Below are 26,585 nucleotides of genomic sequence, written 5' to 3'. Positions count from 1 at the left end.
ATATTAAATTTCTTTAGCCTTACTATTCTTTCCTCTGCCAGGCACTTTGTCAAATATTCCTGTAACCATTAGTGCAATTGCTCCATCTGATGTTACATTACATGCTGTTCCAAAGCTATCTTGCAGTGCAAAAATTGAAAGCATAAGGGCAGTTCCTGTGTCATTAAAACCTAGAACTGATGTTATAAGTCCTAGAGATGCAACTACTGTACCACCAGGCACGCCAGGTGCAGCTATTGCAAAAATTCCCAGTAAAACTATGAATACTATCATATTTGATGTTTCTGGTAGCTTTCCAGTTAAAATTTGTGAAACTGTCATTACAAAGAAAACTTCTGTTAATACAGAGCCGCACAAGTGAGTATTAGAGCAAAGTGGAATTGCAAAATCTCTAATCTTTGGATCTAGAGTCGTAGATTTCCTAGCACATTCAAGTGCAACGGGAAGTGTTGCAGCTGAAGACATTGTGCCAACTGCTGTTAGATATGCTGGTAAATAATGTTTAAATACTTCCTTAGGATTTGTTTTAGAAATAACTCCTGCAATTGAATACATTATTGTCATCCAAATAAAATGTCCTACAATTACAATAAGAATAATTTTTAGGAAAACTGGAAGTTCAGAAATAATCGCACCTTCATAAGACAATACAGCAAAAGTTGTAGCAATATAAACTGGGAGAATTTTTATAACAAAATTATTTACAATAGATAATATTATTTTATTTAATTCTAAAAGTAAATTTTCCCAATGTTGCGAATTTGTAACTATTACTGCAATTCCAAATAAAATTGAAGTAACAAGAGCAGTCATTACGGGCATAATTGGAGCTATTGATAATTTAAAAATTGATTCTGGAATAACATTTCCAGTTCCAACATTTGATGCAATGTTAAGTTTTGGTATTATTGCTCTACCTGCTAAAAATGACATTGTAGCTGCTCCAACAGATGATATGTAGCATATAATAAGTGTTACACTTAATATCTTACCTGCACTTTCCTTTAAGGAAACAATGGCAGGAGTTATAAATCCCAAAATTATAAGTGGAACAATATAACTTATTAAATCTCCAACTATTCTCTTAATAGTATCAATTACAACAATAGCAGATTCACTAGAGATTCTTCCTACAAAAATTCCAATGATAATTCCTAATATTAGTTTAAAAACTAAGGAATTAAAAAAACTATTTTTTTTCATTTCTCCTCCTTGCAAAATTATAAAATTTGAAGTATCGCTTCTACTATAATTTTACCATTATATTAAAAATTTTGTATTATAATTTTTAATTTGCATATGCAGATCATTTTTAATTTATTTCTCTTTAATCTTTAAATCTTATTATTTATTATTTAAAGGCTCTATACATCTGTTGAAAAGTAAAATCTCTAACAGACATATAGAGCCTAAATAAATATTAATTTGAATTTAAAAGCATAATCTTTAAAAGCCAATACTTACCCATCTTAAATATAATTTTAAAATGTCAATCTTCACTATTTTCTATAGATTTATTACGATCTTCGGATTCTCTTTGCATTTCAACTTGCTCTTCTTTACTGTCATATTCTTTTAAAATGTCCATAAATTCTTCGCCAGTAATCGTTTCTTGTCTCAAAAGATATTCGGCAATTGCGTGAAGTGCTTTAATATTTTCCTTTAAAATTTTACGAGCTTTATCATGGGCATCGCCAATAATTTTTTGAACTGCTTCATCAATTTCATACTGAGTTTGTGGTGAGCATTGAAGAGAAGTGTCTCCACCAAGATAGGCATTTGTCATAGACTCAAGTGCAACAAAACCAAATTCATCTGTCATGCCAAACCTAGTTACCATTGCCTTGGCAATTTTTGTAGCCTTTTCAATGTCATTTGAAGCACCACTTGTTCTAATCCCAAATATTAATTCTTCAGCGGACCTTCCTCCAGTTAAAGTTACAATGTTATTAATTGCATCTTCCTTTGACATAAGAAACTTTTCTTCTTCATCAACTTGCATAGTATAGCCCAATGCACCTGAAGTCCTTGGAATAATTGTAATCTTATGAACTGGTGCCGAATCCTTTTGTTTTGCAGCTACAAGGGCATGACCTACTTCGTGATAAGCTATAATTCTCTTTTCCTTCGGAGAAATAACTGCATTTTTCTTCTCATAGCCTGCAAGGACAACTTCAACAGATTCTTCCAAATCCCTTTCGCTCATTTTATCTCTACCCTCACGAACTGCACGAAGAGCACCTTCATTTACCATGTTAGCAAGATCAGCTCCACTTGCTCCTGCAGTTGCACGAGCAATTTTGTCATAATCTATGCCTTCTTCTTTTTTTATATTCTTTGCATGAACTTTTAAAATTGCAGTTCTTCCACTTAAATCTGGAAGTTCAACATGGATTCTCCTATCAAACCTACCTGGTCTTAATAGAGCTGGATCAAGAGAATCGGGTCTATTGGTTGCAGCAAGAATTACAACTCCTGCTTTCGCATCAAATCCATCCATTTCAGAAAGGAGTTGGTTAAGAGTTTGTTCTCTTTCATCATTTCCCGAAAATCCCGCTCCATCTCTCTTTTTTCCAATTGTATCAATTTCATCAATAAAAATTATACAAGGAGCCTTTTCCACAGCTTGTTTAAATAAATCTCTAACCTTTGCAGCGCCAAGACCTACGAACATTTCAACGAAAGCTGAACCAGATATTGAAAAGAAGGGGACTTCTGCTTCACTTGCCACAGCTTTTGCAAGAAGAGTTTTTCCAGTTCCTGGAGGTCCTACTAAAAGTGCTCCCTTAGGTAATTTTGCTCCGATTTTTGTATATTTTTTTGGATTGTGTAAAAAATCTACAAGCTCTGATAAAGCTTCCTTTGCTTCATCTTGACCTGCCACATTTTCAAACTTTATTCCATCAGTTGATTCCACATAAATTTTTGCACCACTCTTTCCAAAATTCATTGGACCAACATCGCCCATTCTCTTAAATATAAATTTTGAAAGAAATAGCCAAAAAGCAATAAAAATTGCAAAGGTAGCTACTGTTGAAATTATAAAAGACAATACTGGGTTCATCTCAGCTTTATAAACTTGGGCAGATTTTACATCTTTATTAACTAGTCTATCAACTAAATTTGGATCGTACATCCTATTAGTTTGATATTTTATCTTTTTTCCATCTTTTTCTACTTCAAAGGCAATAGTTTTGTCTCTTACCTCTGCCTTCTTAACTTCACCCTTGTTGATCATATTTACAAAGGATACATAATCAGTTTCCTTTATATCAGATCCTTTATTTAATTTGGGAACTAAAAATATTGCAACTACATAAAAAATTACTATCGCCAAAATTACATAGAGAATTGTGGGAATGTATTTATTAAAATTATTTTTATTATTAGACAAACTTTTCCCCTTTCTAAAAATTTTAAAAGAAAAAATTGGGACAAAGTCCCAAAATTAATCTAGTCTTCTTCTATTTTCCATTGCCGTTTGAATTGTTATCTCGTCATAAAACTCAAGATCGCCTCCAACAGGCAGTCCATATCCTATTCTTGAAATTGTAATGTCAAAGTCTTTTAGAACATTTTTTATATAAGTTGCAGTTGCGTCGCCATCAACTGTTGGGTTAGTTGCAACTATTATCTCTTTAATATTTCCCCTTTTAACTCTGTCAATTAATTCTTTAACCTTGACATCTTCTGGAGTTTTGCCCTTTAAGGGAGATATTACTCCATGAAGGACATGGTATTTTCCACGAAAACTAAGAGATCTTTCCATTGCCTCGACATCTTTTGGGCTTTCAACTACACAAATAACTGAATCATCCCTTGCCTTGTCAGAACAAATTTCACAAGGGTCACTATCTGCATAATTCATGCAAATGGAACACTTAACTGTATTTCTTTTAGCGGAAAGAATTGCATCTGAAAGACTTTCCACTTCATTTTCATCAAGTCCAATAATGTAATAAGCAAGCCTTTGAGCAGTTTTTGAACCAATCCCAGGAAGTCTATTCAACTTTTTTATCAAGTCTTCAATAGGACCAACTTCTTTATTCATCTTATAGCCCCGGAATATTTAATCCACCAGTTAATTTGCCCATTTGAGAATTCATTTTACTTTCAGCACTTCTCATAGCTTCGTTTACTGCAGCTACAATTAAATCTTCAAGCATTTCAACATCCTCTGGGTCAACTGCATCTTTGTCAAGTTTAATAGAAATAAGTTCTTTATTTCCATTAACAGTTGCACAAACTGCACCGCCTCCAGAAGTCGCAGAAATTTCTTCATTTGCTAAATTTTCTTGCATTTCCTCCATTTGTTTTTGAAGCTTCTCAATTTGTTTCATCATATTATTTCTTCCGCCTCCGCCTGGGAAGCCGTTAAATCCACCTCTAGCCATATTTCCTCCTAAATTTCTTCTATATTATCTTTTCCAAATATTTCTTCTAATTTATCTACTCCACTTTTTTGCAACTTCATCCGAACATCTATATTTATACCATATATGTTCTTTAAAAGATCTGACAAAATGTTTTTCCTTTCAGAATCAGAACAATAAGTATAATAGAACTCATGTCCTTCTTTAAATACAATTTCTAAAATATCATCGTGAAACTTCACTGGTTTTCCAAAGGCAAGATTTCTACCAAACCCGTGATATTTTCTAGAAATTAATTCTTGACATATTTTTTGCCAATCACTATTTATTTTTTCAAGAGTTAGAGTAGTCCCCTCTTTCTGAACTTTGCCTTTATCTTTCATTATATCAGATTGATTTGATTTTTCAATTGAAGCATTTTCTATGGGCTTAGTTATATTTATATCACTTTCAATATTATTGACAATGCTTTTATTTATTTGGTTTTCCACATTTTTTATATTAAGTGAATTTTTATGGACAATATCCTTTGAAAGATCTTCAAAAGAGTTTGATGCAAAATTCACATCGCCAAAAGAATTAACTTTATCTTCTAAAGCCTTAACTCGAAGAACTAAATCATCTTTAATGACTCTATTGCAAATTTTTATTGCATTCATCTCAAATACTACACGTTTATTGTCTGCATATTTTATTTCCATTGATAAATTTTTTAAAATATCAATAATTATTAAAAGTTCCTCGATATCAACTCTTGCAGCAAGTTCTCTAAATTCATTTAAATAAGTCGTATAGACAATTTTATTGGGATCTCTTAAAGTTTTTACTAACAAAAGATCTCTAAAGTGACTTAAAATTTGTGAAGCAAGAGTGTTAAATTCAACTCCCTCTTTATATATTTCATCAATTGCTAAAAGTGACTCACTTATATTTTTTTCTACTAGCGCCTTTGATAGTGTAAATAATAATTCTGAAGATGATATTCCAAGAACTTCCATTGCATCTTTGAGTGTTATGTGTTCCTTATTTTTTGTAAGAAGTTGATCTAAAACTGAAAGTGCATCTCTCATTGCACCATCAGCTGATTTTGCAATAAGTGTAAAAACTTCATCATCACAGTGTTTTTTTTCGAGAGAAGTAATTTTTTTTAAATTTTTTGCAATTTCCTCTATGGATATTCTTTTAAAATTAAATTTTTGAGATCTAGATAAAATCGTTGCAGGAATTTTGTGGATTTCCGTAGTTGCAAGTATAAAAATCAAGTGCTTTGGTGGTTCTTCCAAAATTTTTAAAAGTGCATTGAAGGCACCCTTAGATAGCATATGAACCTCGTCTATTATGTAAACTTTATACTTAAGAGATTGAGGCGGATAAATTACTTTTTCCTTTAATTCTCGTATGTCGTCCACTCCATTATTACTTGCTGCATCCATTTCAACTACATCTAAAACTGATTCCTTTAAAATTTGCTTGCAATTTTCGCATTCATTGCATGGATTTCCATCAACTGGATGAAGACAATTTACTGCACGAGATAAAATTTTTGCAGCAGAAGTCTTCCCAGTTCCCCTTGTACCTTGAAATATATATGCGTGACTAATCTCTCCTGTTTTTACCTGATTTTTTAGTGAAGCTTTCACTGCTTCTTGTCCACATATTTCATCGAAAGTCTGTGGTCTATATTTTCTATATAATGCTTTATACATTTTCTCACCTAAAATAATTATACATGAAAAAATATTTTATTAAATTATTTTTAAAGTTTTTATAAATTCTTTTTGTTTTCATTTCCAAAAGTTTTAACATCATCTTCACACAATTATCACATAGCAAATATATTATATAAATAAATCAAGAAACAAGAAGTTTCAAATAGGAGGATTATTAAAATGAAAAATTTAAAGAAAATAGCAAGCGTTGGAATGATTTCTGTACTAATGTTAGGTATGGTAGCATGCCAAGGTTCTAACAACAAAAAAGAAGAAGCTGCTAATGCTAAAAACCAAGCAGTAGAAGAACAAGCTGAAGCTAACAAAGCTAAAGTTGAAGCTAATGCTAAAGAAGCTGAAGCTAATGTAAAAGCTGACGAAGAAAAAGCTAAAGAAGAAGTAAACGCTAAAGCTAATGAAGCTAAAACAGAAGAAGCAACTAATAATGCTGCTCAAACAGAAGAAAAAGCAAAATAATTTAGCTTAACTTTAAAGGAAGCCCTTAGAGGCTTCTTTTTTTACATAAATTTATTGCTTTAAAATTTTTGTTTTAAGTATATAACTTTTCAAACCTTTTATTTACTACATAAAAGATTTGTTCGTCATAAAAAATATGTTATAATATTTTAATAGAATTAATGAAAGAAGGTGCTACATTGTTTTGCCCAAAATGTGGGAATCCTGTCTCTAAAGATGACAACTTTTGTGCTTCCTGTGGTTACAATTTAAAGGATGTAAAAATAAATATTACATCAAACTCGTCAATAAAAAAAGAAAATACTACTAAAGTTAAAAAAATGAGTGAACATACTAGAGTATTTAATCCAAAGTCCCTTGATGGAATTGACACTACTGACGAGCTAAAGAATATTATTGCTGAAGTTGATAGAAAAATTTCCAAAAATATTGAAGAATACCAAAAAAGCAATGTCCAAGCAAAATCATCTTCAAAGGAAAGGAAACCTAAAGAATCTCCTTCGAAGAATATTGATATAAAAAAAGAATCCAAACTTTCTGAAAATGGATATGATTCCATTGATACAAAAAAAGCTGATAAAGAATTTTTAGACGCAAATAGAGGATCAGAATCCAACTCAGGAATGAGTCAAAAAGAATTAATAAGAAGAGTTCAAGAAGAACTTAAAAAGTCAAATTTTAGCGAAAGTTCAAAGAAAGTTTCTAATTTAAAAAAGGACATATATACAGAAGAAACTCCTTCCCATAATTTTATTAATAGCTCTGAAAAATTTGATGATATAAAGAATTCACAAAAGGAAAACCCTAAGAAGTTTTCTTTAAAGGAAAAATGGAAAAACTTTATAAATGAAGACAATGACGAATTTTCTATTTTTTCAAGTATTAAAGACGATAGCAAGAAAAAAGAAGATGTAAGAAATTTAGAAATAAGTAAATCTATTGACGACTCAGAAAAATCTTTTGAAAATACTCTCTCTACTCCAAAAATTGATATTGAAGATGCCATAAAAAAGTCTGAAGAAGCAAAGAGGAAAAAAAATGAAAATAAGGATTTAACTGAAAAAAATTACGATGCCAAAAATATCAATAGGGCGTCAAAAGATAATAAATCTGATACACCTAAAGATTTTAAATCAATGCATGATTCCGAACTTTCTGAAAAACTCAATAGAATAAAAATACCTAAACAAACAGAAAGCTCTAAAGTTTTAGATAAGCATAAAACTTATAAAAAATCTAAAAATTTAAAGGATTTATTTACTTTTAAAGATAATGGTGAAAAGCCTATAAAAGAAATAGAATCTGTGGATTCAAAAGTTGAAAAAGTTATTGAAAATAATCTATCTAATAAAGTAAATAGTATGGAATCTAAAATTTCTAAATCATCTTTAGATGCCATTGACAAAGCAATGGAATTTTTAAGTAAGATTACCGACAAAGTTTCCAATTACATAGGCGACTTTGGCTCAAAGGAAAGTAAAATTTTAATAGGAATTGGTACAATATTAAACGCAATTGCACTTTTAATTGGCAGTGGATCCTTTAAAATTATTTTAATAGTATTTTTAATACTTAAACTTGTATTTGATTATTTTGAATTTTACATTCCTCTTAATATTGCAACTGATAGAGATGAGATTGACACAAGTTATCCAGAAGTCAAAAAGTTCGCTCTTATTAACTGGATAATATGTAAAGTATTTTTATTTGTTGGATTTATTATCACACCTTTTGGTGGATTTCTTAAATACAATATGTTGCAAGCACTTACTGCTATGCCCCTTGCTACATTGATATTAATTATATTATCAATTCTTATTGCAATAACTCTTTATAAGGAAGAACTTGTTGGGAGATCAAAAATTAATTTCATTGGCTGGTATGCCATTGCTTTTACACTCTTTGAACTCCTATTTAAGATGATATGGTTTATAATTAATTTTATTTTCGTAACACTCTTTTAAACTCAAGGAGAATGGTTAAATTATTTTTAACTACTCTCCTCTTTTATTTATCTTTTTAAGTTCAATATAATTTTTATTATATTTAATAATAACTTTTATAATCTGTTTCAAAATATTTTTTTAGATTATTAGGCTCATAAATTCCCTTGTCTGTTACAAAACCTGTAATTAGCTTTGGAGGTGTTATATCAAAAGAAGGATAGATTGCCTTTACTCCCTTTGCAGTGTGATTACCTAGCACAAGGGATGGGTCTCTCCTTTAAATTACTATGTCTTCCCTTTTCTTTTTTTCCCTATCGGGCATTCCCGTAACATAAAAGGGAACATTAAATTCACGAGCAACAATTGCAATTTGGTGCGTGCCAACTTTATTTGCAACATGACCGTCAAGTGTAATTGTATCTGTCGCAGATGTGAATACATCAATGCCAATATTTTCCATGGTGTAGGCAACCATGTTGTCTGTTATAACATATGTATCAAATCCCATTTCATTTATACATGTTGCAGTAAGCCTCGCTCCCTGATAATAGGGTCTAGTTTCCGTGCAGTAAAATTTTATATTTTTACCTTGCTCCTTTAAAGTTCTAGTCATGGTTCCAATAATAGTTTCTGCAAAACATTGAGTCAATACTTTCCCGCCATCAGGGATTACATCACATAAATATTTTGCAACTTCATTCATTGCATTATATCTTCTATTTAGTGATTTTATAGATTCTCGAAAAACTGCATCTACAACATCTTCCCTATTTTTAATTGCTCTTCTCGCAGCTTTAATTGATCCCTCAGTTACTTTTTTAAGTCTACTTGATGTAGTTGGTCTTGCAGTGGAAATTGTATGGGCAGCCTCCTCTAAAAATTTTATTAACTCTTCACCCTTTAAATTTCTTCCCTCATAGGCTGCAAGTGCCATTCCCATACCTGCTGCCGTATAAGGCCCTGCTGATTGTGTTACCATGTCTTTTATGGCTCTTGCAACATCCTTATAACTATTACAAATTTCAAATCTAATATCCCTTGGATATACTCTTCTGTCTAAAATTCTCACTCTTCCCTTTTCATACCAAGCTACATTTTCATATCTAAGCATAAAGGGCATACCATAATCTTGTCTTTCCATTTATTATTTCAACTCCCCAATAATATCAATGATTAAATTTTTTAATTTTGGCGAAACTTCCCTAGCCACATCTTCAACCTCACTTCCATCCATATTTTCTACTCGATCAGATGAATAATTTGTTGCAACTGAAAAGGCAAGGACCTTTATTCCGCAGTGACCCGCCGTCAATGTCTCTGTGATAGTTGACATTCCAACTAAATCTCCTCCTAAATTTCTTATTGCACGAATTTCTGAAGGTGATTCAAAAAATGGACCTATTGTAAAGAAATAAACCCCTTCCTTTAGTTCAATTCCTAATTTTATTGCAGATTTTTTTGCTAGGTTGCGAAGACTTTTGTCGTACAATTTATCAATTGGGTAAAATCTATCGCCAAATTCAGATAAATTATTTCCTCTAGTTGGACTTACTCCCGCAAAATTTATGTGATCAGTTATTAGGCAAATATCTCCAGGATGAAAATTATAATTCACTGCACCAGCTGCATTTGTAAGAATTAATTCTTTTACACCAAGGAGTTTTAAAACATAGACTGGAGTCGCAAGCTCGTTAAAATCATAACCTTCGTAATAATGAAATCTTTTAGTCATGCAAATTACAAATTTGCCCTTTAACTTCCCAAAAATAAATTTTCCACTATCTTCACTTACAGTTGAAATCAAAAAATTTGGCACATCTTTATAATTAATTTCAATTTTATCTTCAATTTCATCTAAAAGTTTTTCAAGGCCTGTGCCTAAGATTATTGCAATCTCAGGTTTTATCTTTATTTTTTTCAAGATATAATTAGCACTCTTTTTATAATTATCAAAAATTTTTTCTTTTAACATAATTAATCTCCATTCCTTTATGATTTTAGTCTAACACAGCATAATAAATTGTCAATTAGAAGAAAAATATGATAAATTATATTTGAGGTGCAAAATGAATTATAGAAAACTTTTAGTAAAATATGGAAAAAAACTTTTAGATAAAAATTTAGTTGCAGGAACAAGTGGCAACTTGAGCCTTCGTGGCGAAGATGATGACATATTTTACATCACTCCAAGTGGCATGGATTATTTAGAAATATCAGAAGAGGATATAGTAAAGATAAACTTCGATGGCAAAACTATTGAAGGAAATAAAAAACCTTCATCAGAGTGGCAAATGCACTCAGAAATTTATAAAAATTATCCAAATTACAATGCTATTGTACACACTCACTCACCTATTGCAACGGCTTTTTCAGTTTGTAATAAAAAGATTCCCATGATTTTAATTGAAATGGAAGCTTTTTTAGGTGGGGAAATAGAAGTCGCTCCCTTTCAAGAAGCAGGATCTCTCGAACTTGCTAAGTCCATCCTCCCCTATTTAAAAAAATCAAATTCATGTCTAATGGCAAATCATGGCGTGGTCTGCTGTGGAATTGATTTAAATAGAGCTTTTTTATCTGCAGAGTATTTAGAGGACGCTGCAAAAATTTATTATTATTCACTTAATATCGGCCATCCAAAAATTATTTCAAAATAAAATTTATAGACGTAAAAGACCGAGCAAAAATGCTCGGTCCTTCATTATAAAATTATTTAGATTTTTTTGTCAAAAATTCATTTATCTTTGGTGCAACTTCTTTTTGACTTCTTCCAGATACAAATAGTCCAATGTGACCTGTTTCAACTTCAACGAGTTCAACATCATCTGAACCAACAACATCAGGTATTGGTCTAGTTGCATTTGGTGGAACTTGGTTGTCCTTTGTACCTAAAATTGCAAGCACTGGACATTTTACATTTTTAAGGTCTACTCTTTCTCCATCGAGATAAAATTCTCCCTTGATTAAACTATTTTTATGATACATTTCTTCTTGAAACTCTTGATAAGCTCGCCCAACTTGATCAGGTGAATCGAAGATCCAATGTTCCATGCGAAGGAAATTTGCAAGTTTGCTTGGATCATCTAGAGAATCAATTACTCCGATGTATTTATCCACCATAAGATCAATTGGTTTTAGGAATACAAATCCTGCGTTCATAAATTCTCCTGGTACATTTCCAAAGGCTTTAACCATGTTTTCAGGGTTTAAATATGGTCCCCATTTAAATAGAAGTCCATCATCTGTAGAGAAATCAATTGGCGTTACAAGAGATACTAATGAATTTACTTTTTCGCCATGAATTGCTGTATAAATAAAGGAAAAAGTGCCGCCTTGACATATTCCTATAATATTGATTTTTTCGATATTGTGTCTTCTTCTAATGATATCAACACAGTCATTGATGTAGCCATTGATGTAGTCGTCTAAACCTATATATTTATCGTCCATTGTAGGATATCCCCAATCAATGATGTAAATATCTTGTCCACCCTCTAATAAGTTTTTAATTAGAGATCTATCTTCTTGCAAATCCATCATGTATTGTTTGTTGACAAGAGCATAAACTATTAGTGTGGGAATTTTATTTTGCTCTTTAACCTTTGGCTCATAGTGATAAAGCTTCATCTTGTCTTGTGAAAAAATTAATTTTTTAGGAGTTGCATCAAATCCACTATAGTCTACATTCATGAGAGTGTCCACACCCTTTATAATCTTTTCGTAAGAATCGACCATATCGGACATTGACTTCACATAATCTATTCCAAATGCGTTTTTCAAATTAATAACCTCCTATTATTTATTTTCCTTTTTTTCTTCTTCGTATTCTTTATCTCTAATATGTCTTTTTAAATTTCTAACTTCTTTTTTAAGTTCATAAACAGTTTTATATAATGAATCCATATCTGAATTAGTTGGAATTGGAACCCATTTAAGTGATTCTTCAATAACTCTATCTAAGTCGATCTTCAATAGCATTAGAGAGTCAACAAAGTTTCCTAAAAATTTAGAAAATTCGTCAGAGTAGAATAATGTATCGAATTCTTCAGAAGTTTTTGCTTTCCAATAATTATAAAATTCTTCATAAGTCTTAGGTGCTTTACCTTCTTTAATCATTTCAAAGCTTTCTTTTACAACATTCTCAGTTGATTCATTAATTAAATTTGAGATCATAATGCTAAGTTCTAAATAATTGCCTATAAAAGTAATCATTTTATCTATCGTTTTCATTTGCATTTCATAAGTGTTTCTATCAATTCCAAATTGTGGAGCATTTAACATTTTTCCAAAAGTTTCGCTATAATTTTTCTTCCACAACTTGAAAAATTCAAGAAAGGCCTTTGGATCATCAAAGACTCCCTTCATGACATAATCCATTAATTCAGATGAATTATCCATCCAAGGACCATAAATTGCAATAATCATATTCTTGTAACTTTCAGCAGCCCCCATGCATTGTTTTATTAAATTTTGTAAATCAACGGGTATATATGGGAAAATATAGTTATTAATATATTGAAGTGAGCCTTCCTTATATTGTTTCATTATTCTTTCAAGATTTTCCTTGGTAGGTTCAATATCTTTGTCGTAAATATTTTTGTAAAGTTCGTAAATACTGTAATAAAGCTTAGATGTTTCCTTTATTTTTTGTACAACTTCAGTAGGTGTGCCACTATAATTAAAGAAATCTGCTGATCCAATATCACCAAAAATTTTAGTAAAACTTGAAAAATATTCATTATTAATGGGATTGAAGTTATTTCCGCCAAAAGATTTTACGTATTCTTGCCACATATTCATCATCTTTTTTTGTGAATTCATATAATCTTCAAAAAAATCGTATCCTTTATCCAAAGCAATTCCTCCTTTTTTTGTTAAAACTAGCAATTAACTTACACTATGTTTTTTTGATATATTATTATATACCCTTTTTTTAAATTATTAGTACGATAATAATATAAAATATTCTTATAGTCAAATAAATTTTTTTGTTGAGCCTTCAATTTTATTTTATTTACCCTTTTTAATATAATTTAAAAACTCTGCCATAGACAGAGTTTTTAAATTAATATTTTAATTTTGCAAAAATCATTTTTCCTGCTGAAGTTTGAAGTGCACTTGTAACTATTATGTCTACACTTTCTCCAATAAGATTTTTCCCATTTTCAACAACTATCATTGTTCCATCGTCTAAATATCCTAGACCTTGATTTTGTTCCTTCCCTTCCTTAACAATTAAAATTTTCATTTCTTCTCCTGGGAGGTAAAGTGGTTTAACTGCATTTGCAAGTTCATTGATATTTAAAACTTCTAAATTTTGTACTTTTGCAACTTTATTTAAATTGTAATCATTTGTAACAATTTTACCACCTAAGTCAGTTGCAAGTTTTAAAAGTTTTGAATCTACTTCAGGAATTTCTTCGATTTTCCCCTTATATATTATTACTTCAACATTGTTTAATTCCTGAATTTCTGCAACAGTATCCAGTCCTCTTCTTCCTCGATTTCTCTTTAGTCCATCTGCGGAATCTGCAATATGTTGAAGTTCTTCTAATACAAAAACTGGAACTACAAGAGGTCCCTCAATAAAACCAATTTTTGCAATATCAAGTATCCTTCCATCAATTATAACAGAAGTATCTAACACTTTTGGGATGCCTTCTCGAGTTTTAATGCTTTCCTTTGGCTTTGATGTTTTCTTCGCAGCTAAAGAAATTAAATCCCTTACTCTTTCTGAAATAGTGTCCTTGTTTGACATTCCAATATTGAGCCCTAAATAACCAAGCATTCCGTAGAGTAAAATAGAAATTACTGACCCTACATAGGGAATAGGAATTTTATAAATAGGCTGTGAAATTAAAAATGCTATTATAAGCCCAAGAATAAGTCCAACAGCACCGAGTATTACCTCTGCAAAAGATTTTGTCTGAATTTGTCTTTCCCAAAAAGACAAAAGTTCTTCTAAAGTTTTGAAGGCCTTTGGTGAAAGTATAAAAAATATAAGTGCAAATAAAATTACAGTAACGACAAAAATTACCGTCATAATTTTTTGGCTTTCAATATCTCTTACAAATTTCATGTCTGATAAAATAGACACGATAAAAACACCCACTAGTGCTCCTATTAATGTGAATAGCACTTTAAAAATTTTGGACACGATTTTTCGGTTCTTGCTAATAAAAATCCCTCCTTAACCAAATATGGCGTCATCAATAAGTTTTGTGATTTCTTCCACCTTTTTATCAAAAACAAGAGCCATCTCTGAAATGATGATTTGCCTTGCTTCTGTCAATATTTTTCTTTCTCCTGTTGAAAGAGATTTTTGTCTGTCCAAATTTTCAAGACATTTTACTACATCGGCAATTTCTGTTAAATCACCTGATTTTATTTTATCTAAATTAAATCTATACCTTCTATTCCAATTCTTTGGCATAGATATTTCTTCTCTTGAAGAAAGTGTCTCTAAAACATTTTTCATAGTTTGTACATCAGAAATTTTTCTAACGCCAACCTCTTCAGCATTTTTTACAGGCACCATAACTTTTAAATTATTAATTGGTAATTTCATTATGTAATAATTGTGCACATTACCTAGAATTTCTCTCTCTTCTATTGCTACAATTTCACCTGCCCCATGCATAGGATATACAATTTTATCGCCGATATTAAACATATTTTACCCCCTATTATCCCTATTATTAGTATAACAGAGATTTTTAAAAAAGTAAAATTCTTTACTATATCATAGATTATTGTTTTATGCAAAGATTTTTTATTATTTTTTATTTTATTTGCATTAATATAAGTATAAGGCTTTATTGTGAAAATTAATAACTTTTTTTGTGAAATTTTTTTAATTTAAAACCCCCTAACTCATATAAGTTAGAGGGCGAAATTCTTTAAAAATTATCTCTTATTAGTTCTTCTCCAAATATTCATCTTTTCTGCTTCTTTGATTAGATCATCTCTAAATTCAGGTGCGGCAAGGTTTATTATTCCTTCTGCTCTTTGCCAAGTTGATTGACCCTTGCAGTTATACTTTCCATATTCAGTTACAATCCAGTGAGTGTTTGGTCTTGCAGCTGTAATTACTGAAAAAGGTTCAAAATTAGGAACGATTCTTGATTCTTCTTTACCTGTCTTTTTATTCTTAAATTTAGAAGATAAACAAATAAAAGATTTGCCACCCTTAGATAAATATGCTCCAAGCACAAAGTCAAGTTGTCCTCCTGCTCCAGAAATATGTTTTAATCCTGAGGATTCTGAACTTACTTGTCCGAATAAATCAATATTTACAGCATTATTGATTGATACAAAATTATCAAGTTGTGCAATTACTCTTGCATCATTTGTGTAAGAAGTTGGAGCTGCCATACATGCTGAATTGCCATCGATGTAATCATACATTTCCTTTGAACCAGCTGCAAATCCATAGACTTGTCTAAATCTATCGATATTTTTCTTTGCGCCAGAAAGTTTGCCTCTCTTTGCCATTTCTACAAATCCATCGACATACATTTCTGTATGAACTCCTAGATCTTTTAAGTCAGAATCAGCAATAAGTGATCCTACTGCGTTAGGCATCCCGCCGATTCCTAATTGAAGAGTCGCTCCATTAGGAATTTCTTCTACAATTAATTCTGCAACCTTTTTATCCACTTCACCAAAACTTCCCTTTGGAAGAGTAGCAATTTCAGGATTTTCGCCTTCAATAACATAATCAACATCCTTTATGTTAATTTCATGTTCAAAGCCGCCAAGTCCAGTTACCATTTTTTCGTTTACTTCTATAATTACCTTGTCAGCTACTTCAATAACTGCCATTAAATGAGAAGCACTTAAACCAAAGTTAAAGTTTCCATGTTTATCCATCGGAGGAGTTACTATTACTGCAATATCAACTTTACAATTTTCTCTGTACCATCTTGGCAATTCAGAATATCTTAGTGGGTTATAAAATCCACCTGGTGTTTTGTTAATCCTATTTCTATCTGGTCCACCTGCGTGCCAAGAATTCCACACAACTTTTTCTCCTTTAGGATCCTTCTTAAAAACTTCTGGTTCCCAAAGAATTACACCACCTCTTAAATAAATTTCGTTTAATTCATCAAGTCTTTCAGCGAGAGCCTTATCAAAGGCAACAGGAGTATTAGCACTCCATGCATAGTCAATCCACATATTATCTTTTACCATTGCAGCAGCATCTTTTGCTGAAATTAATTTTTCTTGATATTCTTTAGAATAATCCATATTTCCTCCTTAATTATAAATAATCCTTATAAATAGTATGAGACCTTAAAAATTTAATATAATCTAAAAATTCTTTCATTATAATTTTGCTTTTTTCCTCATTAGTCTCAATTATTATTTTATTTTTACCCCTTAGGTCAAAAATATATGCACCTTTTACATTAACTTTGTATAAATTTTCATAGATCGCTGAATAAAGTATTAATTGATTTTCATAAGAAGATTTAATATAGTCTAAATCCATGTCACTAGTCTTTAAATCAACAATATAATATTCTTCACCAATTTTTATAACTTGATCAATATAGCCTTTTACTAGAAATCCTTCTAAATCATAATAAAATAATAATTCTTTCTCAATTATATTTTCTTCTTCCATTGCCAAATAATTTAGAGAAAGTTCTCTTGCAATTTTTAATTTATCATCATCTATTTCTTCTTCATAATAATCAAAAATTTCTTTTAAAAATTCCTCTATATTATTTTTATTTGTATCTTTTCTTGAATGAATTTGTGCAAATAAATGCACAATACTTCCTAAGGTTTTTGGATCTAATGCTCTATTCTTTCCATAGCCCATTGTGTACTCGTCTATTCCTAAAAAATATTTCTTGTAAAAATCCCTTGGGCTTCTTTTATAATTTATAAAATCCGTAACAGTATAATACTCTCTAATTCTATTTTCAAAATTAATTTTTAAATCTAAGGGTAAATATTTTTTTGAAGGAGGATCTTCTTTTAAAACATTAGAAAGCTTGTATTCCCTGATTTTTAATTCTTTATCCAAAAAATCAAAATAGGAATTTGATTTATAATCTTTAAAATTTCCAAAGAGTAAAAGTTCCTTTTTTGCCCTAGTCATGGCTACATATAAAACTCTTTTTTCTTCTTCTTTATCAATTTCTCTCAATCTTTCGCTTACTTCTCTATACCTTGAATCAGAAAAATTAGATTTAATGGCAATACCAAGATCTTTGTCTAGGATTATTTTTTTATTTTGCCCTAATTTTCTTCCCTTATCCATGTGAGAAATTACCACTGCCTCAAATTCTAAACCCTTTGATTTGTGTATTGTCAAAAGATTTATTCCCTCTTCCAAATCTTCAAATTTAATAGTTAAAATATACTTTTCAAAAATTCTATAATCATTTGAGTTTTCTGAGGAAAAATCTTTTGCTATCTCTTTAAATTTATATAAATAATCCCAGTCTATTTCTCTTAAAGTTTCCAATTCATAAAAATAATTCATAATTTCTTCAATTATTTCATCAAAAAAAAGAACCTTAGATTTTTTCTTTATTGAAATTAAAAATTTTATAAAATTATTTAAATTTTTATTTTCAGTTTCAATTTGAATTAAATCTGAAAAATTATCAATTCCTAAATTTAAAATATTGACTAGATCTTTAAAATTAAATTTTAAAATAGGAGAATTAAAAAGAGATAATGTATTTAAAAATTCTTCAGGGCTATAAATTGTAGACAAAATATTTTTAATGACCTTTAAAACTTCTATTTCCTCTAAAGTTCTCTCACCCTTGTTAAAGGGTATGTCTTTAATAGTAAGTATTTTACTTATTTCATCAATCTGTGCATTGCTCCTAGATAAAATAGCAACTTCTTTCGCTTCAAATTTTTTTAATAAGTCGCTTATAACAATACTTATCTCATTATTGTCATCAGTATCATATAGGTAAACATCGCCGTCACTTTGAAAGTCATATTCCATTTCTTCATAATTATCAATTAACTTTTCAAAAGTAGAATTTATAAAATTTATAATATTTCCATCGCTTCTATAGTTTTTATTCATTATAAGTGAAAGCCCGCGTTTTTTTATATCATCTGAAAATCTAAAATAGCTATAAAGATCCGCACCTCTAAAGGCATAAATAGACTGCTTTGGATCTCCAACTATAAATAAATTTGAAGCAGAAAAGGTATTTATAATCTCATTTTGAATTCCATTTGTATCTTGATATTCATCAACTAATATATAAGAATACCTTTTTTGTAAAGCTTTTTTGCAGTTTTCCTTTTTTAAAATCTTGTGAGTGTAAGAGATGATGTCGTCATAATCAAGGGAATTTATTTCTCTTTTTTTATTAGAATAAATATCGTGAATCTCCCTTAAAATTTCAATGATAATTTCATAATACTCTTTATTCTTTATTTCAAGGTTTTTTCTTAATTCCTTTACTAAATCCAAAATATTTTTAATTTTGTCATTATATTTTTTTGCCGATCCAAGATTTTCTTCTATTGAGTTTAAAATGTCGAGATTATAATTTTCTAAATTTTTAATATCTTCAATGTTTTTATCGTAAAAATATTGAAACTTTTTGCCACTTACTTTTCTAAAGTCGTCTAGCAATAAAATTAATTCGCTAAAATTTTTATTTGAACTACAAAAACTTAAGCTCTTTTTTAAAACATCTGCAAAATCTAAATCATTATTATTAAAATCCAAGTAAAGGTCAAAGAAAACTTTTCTTTCCTCAAAGGGATTTGTATTAAAATCTATTAGATATTTTTTCAATTTTTCATCTGTATTGCTATTCAAAGCTAATTTTATAGAATCTTCTAATAATTCCAAGTTTTTAGCCTCTTCTAAGACTTTAAAATTTGGATTAATCCCAAGAATATAAGAGTAATTAGTTACGATTTCAAGAGCAAAGGAATGGATTGTCATGACATTTAAATCTTTTTCTTCAAATTCAATGTTTTCTTCTACAAGTTCTTTGGAAATTCTTGCTAACATTTCTTCCGCAGCTTTTTTTGTAAAAGTAATTGCCAAAATACTTTTGGGGTCATTGTATTTTTTTACAATGTTTATAAATCTACTTGTCAATACTCTAGTTTTCCCCGTTCCTGCTCCTGCCATCAATGTTACATCTTTATCAATAGACTCAACTGCCTCTAATTGAATTTTATTTAAATTCATAAAAACTCCATTAAAAAAATTCCTCTATAGGAATTAATCAAATATTATTTTCGCAAGAGATATTATGAATTTATTGTCAACTTTATAAAAAATTTCAGTTCCATTTCTATCGCTATTTAACACACCAGCTCTCTTTAATTTTCCAAGATGAGAAGAAACAGTTGGTTGAGGAATATTAAATATCTCTTGTAAAGATCCAACATTACATGGACCATTGTCAATTAGATTTTTAATAATTTTAAGCCTAATTGGATGTGCCATTACTTTTAAAACTTCAGCTGTCTTCTCTAAATTATCAATTTCCTTTCTCACTTTATACCTCCAAATATGTAATATAAATTAAATTGATTAGTCAATTCATATTCTTTAATCATAATATTTGAAACTTTTACTTTTGTCAATAGTTTTACATAATTTTCATATGGTAAAAAGATGTTCCTTAGATTTAATAAAAAATTTACCTCCTCAAGTCCTTTTAAAGTCCTAATTGAGGAGGTCATTTTTTTACTAGATAATTTTAAATTAAATTTATATTCTTTTTATTTCTATTTTTATATCGTGACCATTTAAGTTTTCAACTTCTGCATCTACATCTGAATTCACTATTTCAGTTGCCAAAGTTTCTGTCTTAATAAATTCTTCTTCAGCTGTTATTGCCTTCTCTACTTCTGCGTCAGATTTATAAGTTATCCTAATATTGTCTAGAATATCTAAGTCCTTTTTCTTTCTAAGTTGTTGAATTTTTGATATAAATTCTCTTACATATCCTTCCTTGAGAAGTTCGGCGTTAAGCTCAGTATCTAAGATTACAAAGAGGTTGTTTTCCATAACAACATCAAAGCCTTCTTTTGCAGTGATTTTCACTTCTACATAATCTCTCTCGATTTCTGTTTCTTCACCACCGATTTCAATATTTACATTTCCTTCATTTAATTTTGAAAGAAGTTCTTTTGCGTTAGTTTCCCTCAAATACTTGCCAAAGTCTTTTACTTTTGATCCTAAAATGCTTCCACAAACTCTAAAGTTTGGTTTAAGCTCAAATTCCATATATTCTGAAAGATTATCTTCAAATTTTACCTCTTTAACATTTAATTCTTCTTTAATTAAATCAGTTAAATCTCCAATAATATCTTTATATTTACCGTCAATAATAACTTCTGAAAGTGGTTGTCTTACTTTAATCTTCGCTTTTTCTCTAGATGCTCTTCCCAATGTTACAAGATCTCTTACTAAATCCATTTTTTCTTCTACTTTGTCATTAATCATATTTTCATCATAAGTTGGGTAATCAACTAAATGTACAGACTCTTCATCAGTAAGTGACTTAAATAATTCTTCAGATATAAATGGAACTATTGGTGCAATTAGTTTTGTAACACCTAGTAAAACTTCATAAGTTGTCTTATATACTGCAAGTTTAGTGTTGTCTTTGTCTACCTTCCAGAATCTTCTTCTATTTCTTCTAATGTACCAGTTTGAAACATCTTCTATTACAAATTCTTGAATTTCTCTAACAACTTTTGTAAGTTCAAATACTTCCATGTCTTCTCTTACAGTTTTTACAAGCCTATTATATTTTGAAAGCAACCATTTATCAATTTCTTCTAAATCTTCATAGCTTACTTTGTGTTCTCTAGGATCGATATTATCTGTATTTGCATAAAGACTGAAGAAGTTATAAGTGTTTCTAAGTGATCTAAAGAATTTTGATTCAATTTCACGCAGACCATCTTCATCAAATTTTGTTGGAGCCCAAGGTGGAGATACATAAAGTAAATACCATCTTACAACATCAGCACCGTATTTATCAAATAATTCAAAAGGAGCTACAGTATTTCCTCTTGATTTTGACATTTTCTTTCCTTCTTTATCAAGGATAAGATCATTTACAAGTACATTTTTATATGGACTTTTACCAGTCATATAAGTTGAAATTGTAATTAGTGAATAGAACCAACCTCTAGTTTGGTCAATTCCTTCGCATATAAAGTCTGCTGGAAATAAATCTCCAAAATTGTCTTTATTTTCAAAAGGATAATGCCATTGTGCAAAGGGCATTGCTCCTGAGTCAAACCATACGTCGATTACATCTGGTTCTCTTTTCATTTCTTTTCCACATTTTGGGCATTTTAAATGAATGTCATCAACATAGGGTCTATGAAGTTCTATGTCCTCTGGCACATCTTCAACAGCTTTATTTCTAAGATCTTCAATTGAACCAACTGATTCTGTATGACCACATTCACATCTCCAAATTGGAAGTGGTGTTCCCCAATATCTTGATCTTGAAATTGCCCAATCATTTAGATTTTCTAACCAATTTCCAAACCTCTTTTCACCAACAAAATCTGGAAACCAATTAACGCCCTTGTTGTTTTCAATTAATTTATCCTTAAATTTTGTAACTTCAATGTACCAAGATGGGTGTGCATAATAAATTAATGGAGTATGACATCTCCAGCAGTGTGGATAATTATGAACTACTTTTTGCTTTGAGAACATTAAGTCCTTGTCCATTAGATAATTAAGCACATCATGATCAGCATCTATTACAAATTGACCCTTCCAAGGCGTATCAGTGAACTTTCCTTCTTCGTCCACTGGTTTTAGCATTGGAAGATCATATTTTCTTGCAGTTTGATAGTCATCTTCACCAAAAGCAGGTGCAATATGAACAATACCTGTACCATCTTCAGTAGTTACATAGTCAGCACAAATTACATAAAATGCTTTTTTATCTGGTTTTAAAAAATCAAGAAGTTGTTCATATTCTATAAACTCTAAATCTTTACCGATGTATTCTTCTATTACTTCATATTCATCATCTTTAAAAACTGTTTTTGCAAGTTGTTTTGCCACATAATAAATATTTCCGTCAGAATGTTTTACTTTTATATATAAAACTTTTGGATTAACAGCAAGGGCTACATTAGATGGAAGTGTCCATGGTGTAGTTGTCCATGCCAAGAAATATTCATTATCCTTGCCCTTTAATTTGAATTTACAAGTTGCAGTAGTGGTTTTTATTTCTTCATAACCTTGTGCAACTTCGTGGGACGCAAGTCCCGTTCCACATCTTGGACAATAGGGAACAATTTTATGTCCTTCATAGATTAGTCCTTCTTTAAACATCTTGTCTAAAATATGCCAAACTGATTCAATATAGTTGTTTTCAAGTGTAATATATGGATGATCTAAATCTATTAGATAACCCATTCTTCTAGTAAGAATTCTCCATTCTTTTTCATATTCAAATACAGACTCTCTACATTTTTTATTAAAATTTTCAACTCCATAGGATTCAATATCTTGTTTATTATGAAGTCCAAGCTTTTTTTCAACTTCAATTTCAACTGGAAGACCATGTGTATCCCAACCAGCTTTTCTTTTAACTTTATATCCTAGCATTGTGTGATATCTACAAGTTAAGTCCTTTAAAGTTCTCGCCATTACATGATGTATGCCTGGCTTGCCATTAGCCGTTGGAGGACCCTCATAAAAAATATAATTCTCTCCATCTTTTCTAGATTCCACAGATTTGTGTAAAAGATCTATTTCATCCCAAAATTTTGAGATTTCTTCTTCCCTTACACTAACCTTATCCTTAGATAATTCTTTAAAATTTTTCATCTAAAACTCCTTATTCTTCCTAAATTTTATAAAAAAGTCCCCTCTCAAACGAGAAGGGACGAACTAGCCGCGGTACCACCCTAATTATAGGTAACTATCACTTAATTTTTAACGCAAATACGCAAAGGCTTTTGACCTTTGAGCTCCGAGGTGATCTATAAATTTTCAAAACACAGTTTCGCACCAAACAACTGCTCTCTTAGTTTTTAGGATTTACCGTCCTCATCAAAGCTTATATAAAATTGTCTATTGTTTCATTCTCAAACATTTTAATAATATTGGATTGAATCTTTGCGAGTGTACCGTGAAATTTGCAATTTCCTACATTACCAGATTTATTTTTGCTGCAAAAACTATCTTTTTGTAAACACCTATTAATTATAATAGGTCCATCTATCGCAATAAGTATGTCGTATAATGTTATGTCTTCTTTTGGCTTTTTTAAATAATAGCCACCCTTAGAACCTCTTTTTGCATCAGTAATTCCAGCCAAATTTAATTTTCTCAAAATTCTCAGAGTAAATCTTTTAGTAACACCTTCGTTCTCAGCAATTTGAGGTGCTCCAATTACATTTCCTTCATTTTCAGCCAGATATCTTACAATTCTAAAAGCATAATCTGTCTCTTGTGTTATTCTCATTTTATCACCTATTTTAAATATTATATCATCTTTGTTTACTTTTTAAAATACTTGTCTTGTATTTTTCTAAGTTTTACAATTTCTGAATCTTCATTTAAAGATATATCATCATAAGTAACTAGGCTTCCCTTTTTTACATCTCTCTTAGCACAAGCACCCTCTGTTACAATACCAATTGGCACGTGGTTTCCTTCTAATTGATCTTTTTTTGTTTCCAAAGTTCCAAAAATCATTTCTCCACCAATAGAATCAAGCTTTTCGCCTTTTTTTATATCTCTTTTAGCCACTGCTACGGTTTCTGCATAGGGTTCTCCCATTGGAGCAATAGATGCATCTCTCAATACCACCGCTTTAATGATAGAAATTATTGTTTCAATACTAGTCAAATGATAAGGCCTATATATTGTATAATTTGGACCTTCGCCCATGGAAAGATATTTCATTTCTTTATCTATAATATTAGATTTTGGTTTTACTACAGCAAATACACCAGGAGCTATCCCAGTTGCAAAATCTACAACACCATAGGAATTTAAAATTCCGCCATCTTCTTTTAGTTTATAATCATCTGCAATTTTTTTAGGGCTTGTGTCTACAAAATGACAACCCCTAATGTCTGGAATAAATCCAAGAGCATTGCATACTGCATTAAGTTCAATCATTGTATTAGTCCCATCGACAAAAGAAGTTAGCATTCTTGGGCTTATTCCTCTTTTATTTGCAGAATCCCTTAAACTATCTGGAGTTGCATAATTGTTTAATTCATTATTTTTCCCCTTTCCAAGAACTAAAATTTCAAATCCACAATTTTTTGCAAATTCATAAATCTCTACAATAGCACCAGGCTCGTCACCCTTTGTTCCCGAATAAATTATTCCCTTTTTATCTGCCATTACCTTTAAGATTGGTCCGACTGTTGCATCCATCTCAACATTAAGACTAACTATGTCCACATTATTTTCTATTGCAGAAATAGATAACCTCGTACCGGCCTCAGTATCTCCAGTACAATCAACTATGCAGTCTACAAGAGTTGATGCTATTAGATTATTTGTTGTAGCAATATATTTTTTTTCTTTTAAAAGACTCCTTGCTTCTTCCAAATCATCTGTAAAGGCATAATCACCCTTATCTATATTTGCTGAATCTATTGCAGCTTTTAGTGTTACTTTATTTCTTGATGAAAAAACTATGGGATAAAAATTTTCATTTTGACTTAACAAAGTGAATAGTGAAGTGCCCATTATTCCTGAGCCAACAATTCCAACAGAAATATTTCCATATTCCTTTAATTTTTTCTGTAAGTAAAACATTTTTCCTCCAAGTCTATTTGAATCATTAAAATTAATCTTATTCACAAAAATTATTTTAATCTGAATCTATTTCTATTGCAAATTATTTTTCACTAAGTATCCTTCCAAGTCGATATCCACAAGAAAATGCAAATTGCAAATTATAACCACCGCAATCTCCATCAATATTTAGTGCTTCACCTATAATATATAAATCCTCAATCTTTTTACAGGAGTAATTATAAGAGTTTACCTCACTTAAATCAACTCCGCCTCTTGTAACTTGAGAATTTTTAAAACCCATAGTTCCAAGTACCTTAAACCTTGACTTTAATAAAATTTCTAGGATCTTTTCAAAATCTGACATAGAAATCATATTCATTGCAATTTTTTTGTCTAAATTTAAAGAGTCAATTATATAGTGAATAAATTTTTTATCGACTATTCCCATTAAGTACTCTTCGAGAGAAAAATCTGGAAACATATAATATCTACTATAAAGCATCTCAATTGTTTTCTCATCAACATTATTTATAATTGGCACTTCAATAAAATTGTCTTTAGAAATATTTACTGACAAATCTAAAATTGGTGGTCCACTTATTCCATAATCTGTAAATAAAATTTCTCCAAATCTCTCGTCGACTTTTTTATCCTTTTCAAATAATTTTACCTTCCCAATTACTTTTGTTCCCTTAAGATGCTTTAAATATTTTGATTCTAATTTTAATTGAGTAAGTGCTGGCTTTAATTCAGTTATTTTTAACCCTAGTTCTTTTAAAATTTCAAAACTTCTTCCATCAGAACCACTTGCAGGCATTGATTTAGCACCAAAGGCTGCTATAACTACCTTTGATTTTAAAACCCCCTCATTTGTAACTACTTCAAAACCTTTTTTATCTTTTTTTATTTCTAAAACTTCTGTGTTTGTCCTAATATCAATCTTCTTTTTATTAAGCCAATACATTAAAATATTTAACACAGAATTTGCCTTCAATGTAATTGGATAAACTCTATTTCCATCAATGGTGGATTCAAGTCCTAGCACTTTAAAATAATTTATTAAATCATAATTGTTAAATTCCTTTAAAGTATCTTTAACAAAATCTGGAGATGAATAATTTTTTTCCGATAAATTCAAATTAGTATAATTACATCTGCCATTGCCCGTTGCCAATAATTTTTTCCCAATTCTATCATTTTTCTCTATTAATATTACATTGTTATTTTCATTTTTTGCATTTATAGCAGCGACTATCCCAGCAGGTCCTGCCCCAATAATTATTATATTCATAGTATCACAAACAAATTATATCCTAAAGTTATA

20 protein-coding genes, 1 pseudogene and 1 other annotated feature are annotated in these 26,585 nt (G+C 30.2%); of the genes and pseudogenes, 3 read left to right on the top strand and 18 right to left on the bottom strand.

What is annotated here, in order from left to right; translation table 11 throughout:
- Positions 1 to 3: 3 nt before the first annotated feature.
- The 5 genes from BIV18_RS09410 to dnaX all read right to left on the bottom strand — a co-directional run bounded on the left by BIV18_RS09410 (position 4) and on the right by dnaX (position 6,079).
- Positions 4 to 1,203, bottom strand: a complete 1,200-nt coding sequence (locus BIV18_RS09410) for a dicarboxylate/amino acid:cation symporter (RefSeq protein ID WP_075660335.1) — start codon at positions 1,201 to 1,203, stop codon at positions 4 to 6.
- 286 nt (positions 1,204 to 1,489) lie between these two features.
- Positions 1,490 to 3,394, bottom strand: coding sequence for an ATP-dependent zinc metalloprotease FtsH (gene ftsH, locus BIV18_RS09405; protein WP_075660334.1), 1,905 nt, complete (start codon positions 3,392 to 3,394; stop codon positions 1,490 to 1,492).
- 54 nt (positions 3,395 to 3,448) lie between these two features.
- The gene (recR, locus tag BIV18_RS09400; protein ID WP_075660333.1) at positions 3,449 to 4,051 is read right to left on the bottom strand and encodes a recombination mediator RecR; all 603 of its coding nucleotides are present in this window, start codon (positions 4,049 to 4,051) and stop codon (positions 3,449 to 3,451) included.
- A gap of 1 nt (position 4,052) precedes the next feature.
- Complete coding sequence (locus BIV18_RS09395; protein WP_075660332.1) at positions 4,053 to 4,394, bottom strand: YbaB/EbfC family nucleoid-associated protein; 342 nt, start codon at positions 4,392 to 4,394, stop codon at positions 4,053 to 4,055.
- Between the two features lie 8 nt (positions 4,395 to 4,402).
- Complete coding sequence (dnaX, locus tag BIV18_RS09390) at positions 4,403 to 6,079, bottom strand: DNA polymerase III subunit gamma/tau (RefSeq protein WP_075660331.1); 1,677 nt, start codon at positions 6,077 to 6,079, stop codon at positions 4,403 to 4,405.
- A 183-nt stretch (positions 6,080 to 6,262) separates the two neighbouring features.
- Here dnaX and BIV18_RS09385 point away from each other — a divergent pair, with 183 nt between their 5' ends.
- Together BIV18_RS09385 and BIV18_RS09380 are read left to right on the top strand one after the other, a co-directional pair.
- A complete protein-coding gene (locus tag BIV18_RS09385) occupies positions 6,263 to 6,559 on the top strand; it encodes a hypothetical protein (RefSeq protein WP_075660330.1) in 297 nt (98 codons plus the stop codon).
- Positions 6,560 to 6,738: 179 nt separating this feature from the next.
- A complete protein-coding gene (locus BIV18_RS09380; protein ID WP_235860823.1) occupies positions 6,739 to 8,523 on the top strand; it encodes a zinc ribbon domain-containing protein in 1,785 nt (594 codons plus the stop codon).
- Between the two features lie 82 nt (positions 8,524 to 8,605).
- Here the strand turns inward: BIV18_RS09380 and BIV18_RS09375 are convergent.
- Both BIV18_RS09375 and BIV18_RS09370 read right to left on the bottom strand, forming a co-directional pair.
- Positions 8,606 to 9,439 (bottom strand): annotated as a pseudogene (locus BIV18_RS09375) (translation initiation factor eIF-2B alpha/beta/delta subunit family protein).
- Positions 9,440 to 9,649: 210 nt separating this feature from the next.
- Positions 9,650 to 10,477 (bottom strand): purine-nucleoside phosphorylase, encoded by an 828-nt coding sequence (locus BIV18_RS09370; RefSeq protein WP_075660328.1) that lies wholly within the window; start codon positions 10,475 to 10,477, stop codon positions 9,650 to 9,652.
- A gap of 94 nt (positions 10,478 to 10,571) precedes the next feature.
- Here BIV18_RS09370 and BIV18_RS09365 point away from each other — a divergent pair, with 94 nt between their 5' ends.
- A complete protein-coding gene (locus BIV18_RS09365; protein WP_075660327.1) occupies positions 10,572 to 11,159 on the top strand; it encodes a class II aldolase/adducin family protein in 588 nt (195 codons plus the stop codon).
- A 52-nt stretch (positions 11,160 to 11,211) separates the two neighbouring features.
- Here the strand turns inward: BIV18_RS09365 and phaC are convergent, their stop codons facing one another.
- The 11 genes from phaC to BIV18_RS09305 all read right to left on the bottom strand — a co-directional run bounded on the left by phaC (position 11,212) and on the right by BIV18_RS09305 (position 26,552).
- Positions 11,212 to 12,282 carry a class III poly(R)-hydroxyalkanoic acid synthase subunit PhaC gene (gene phaC, locus BIV18_RS09360; RefSeq protein WP_075660326.1) on the bottom strand — a complete coding sequence of 357 codons (1,071 nt, stop codon included), beginning with the start codon at positions 12,280 to 12,282 and terminating at the stop codon, positions 11,212 to 11,214.
- 15 nt (positions 12,283 to 12,297) lie between these two features.
- Positions 12,298 to 13,356: a poly(R)-hydroxyalkanoic acid synthase subunit PhaE gene (locus tag BIV18_RS09355; protein WP_075660325.1), complete on the bottom strand. Its 1,059-nt coding sequence runs from the start codon at positions 13,354 to 13,356 to the stop codon at positions 12,298 to 12,300.
- A gap of 211 nt (positions 13,357 to 13,567) precedes the next feature.
- Positions 13,568 to 14,659: a PIN/TRAM domain-containing protein gene (locus BIV18_RS09350; RefSeq protein ID WP_075660324.1), complete on the bottom strand. Its 1,092-nt coding sequence runs from the start codon at positions 14,657 to 14,659 to the stop codon at positions 13,568 to 13,570.
- 33 nt (positions 14,660 to 14,692) lie between these two features.
- Positions 14,693 to 15,175, bottom strand: a complete 483-nt coding sequence (locus tag BIV18_RS09345; protein WP_075660323.1) for a CarD family transcriptional regulator — start codon at positions 15,173 to 15,175, stop codon at positions 14,693 to 14,695.
- Positions 15,176 to 15,408: 233 nt separating this feature from the next.
- A complete protein-coding gene (locus BIV18_RS09340; protein ID WP_075660322.1) occupies positions 15,409 to 16,752 on the bottom strand; it encodes a butyryl-CoA:acetate CoA-transferase in 1,344 nt (447 codons plus the stop codon).
- 13 nt (positions 16,753 to 16,765) lie between these two features.
- A complete protein-coding gene (locus tag BIV18_RS09335) occupies positions 16,766 to 19,696 on the bottom strand; it encodes a UvrD-helicase domain-containing protein (RefSeq protein WP_075660321.1) in 2,931 nt (976 codons plus the stop codon).
- Positions 19,697 to 19,729: 33 nt separating this feature from the next.
- Positions 19,730 to 20,008 (bottom strand): ArsR/SmtB family transcription factor, encoded by a 279-nt coding sequence (locus tag BIV18_RS09330; protein ID WP_075660320.1) that lies wholly within the window; start codon positions 20,006 to 20,008, stop codon positions 19,730 to 19,732.
- Between the two features lie 216 nt (positions 20,009 to 20,224).
- On the bottom strand, positions 20,225 to 23,326 hold the full coding sequence (ileS, locus tag BIV18_RS09320) for an isoleucine--tRNA ligase (protein ID WP_075660318.1): 3,102 nt from the start codon (positions 23,324 to 23,326) through the stop codon (positions 20,225 to 20,227).
- Positions 23,327 to 23,377: 51 nt separating this feature from the next.
- Positions 23,378 to 23,564 (bottom strand) — a binding site (T-box leader).
- The gene (locus tag BIV18_RS09315) at positions 23,559 to 23,966 is read right to left on the bottom strand and encodes an RrF2 family transcriptional regulator (RefSeq protein WP_075660317.1); all 408 of its coding nucleotides are present in this window, start codon (positions 23,964 to 23,966) and stop codon (positions 23,559 to 23,561) included. Its footprint overlaps the feature before it by 6 nt.
- 35 nt (positions 23,967 to 24,001) lie before the next feature.
- A complete protein-coding gene (locus BIV18_RS09310; RefSeq protein ID WP_075660316.1) occupies positions 24,002 to 25,279 on the bottom strand; it encodes an NAD(P)H-dependent oxidoreductase in 1,278 nt (425 codons plus the stop codon).
- 82 nt (positions 25,280 to 25,361) lie between these two features.
- Positions 25,362 to 26,552, bottom strand: a complete 1,191-nt coding sequence (locus BIV18_RS09305) for an aminoacetone oxidase family FAD-binding enzyme (RefSeq protein WP_075660315.1) — start codon at positions 26,550 to 26,552, stop codon at positions 25,362 to 25,364.
- Positions 26,553 to 26,585: the final 33 nt, after the last annotated feature.

Origin of the sequence: Peptoniphilus grossensis (genome assembly GCF_001940285.1) — a bacterium.
In the GTDB taxonomy this organism is placed as follows: domain Bacteria; phylum Bacillota; class Clostridia; order Tissierellales; family Peptoniphilaceae; genus Peptoniphilus_A; species Peptoniphilus_A faecalis.
The sequence above is the reverse complement of the archived record's forward strand: the minus strand, read 5'-3'. Positions and strand labels throughout refer to the sequence as shown.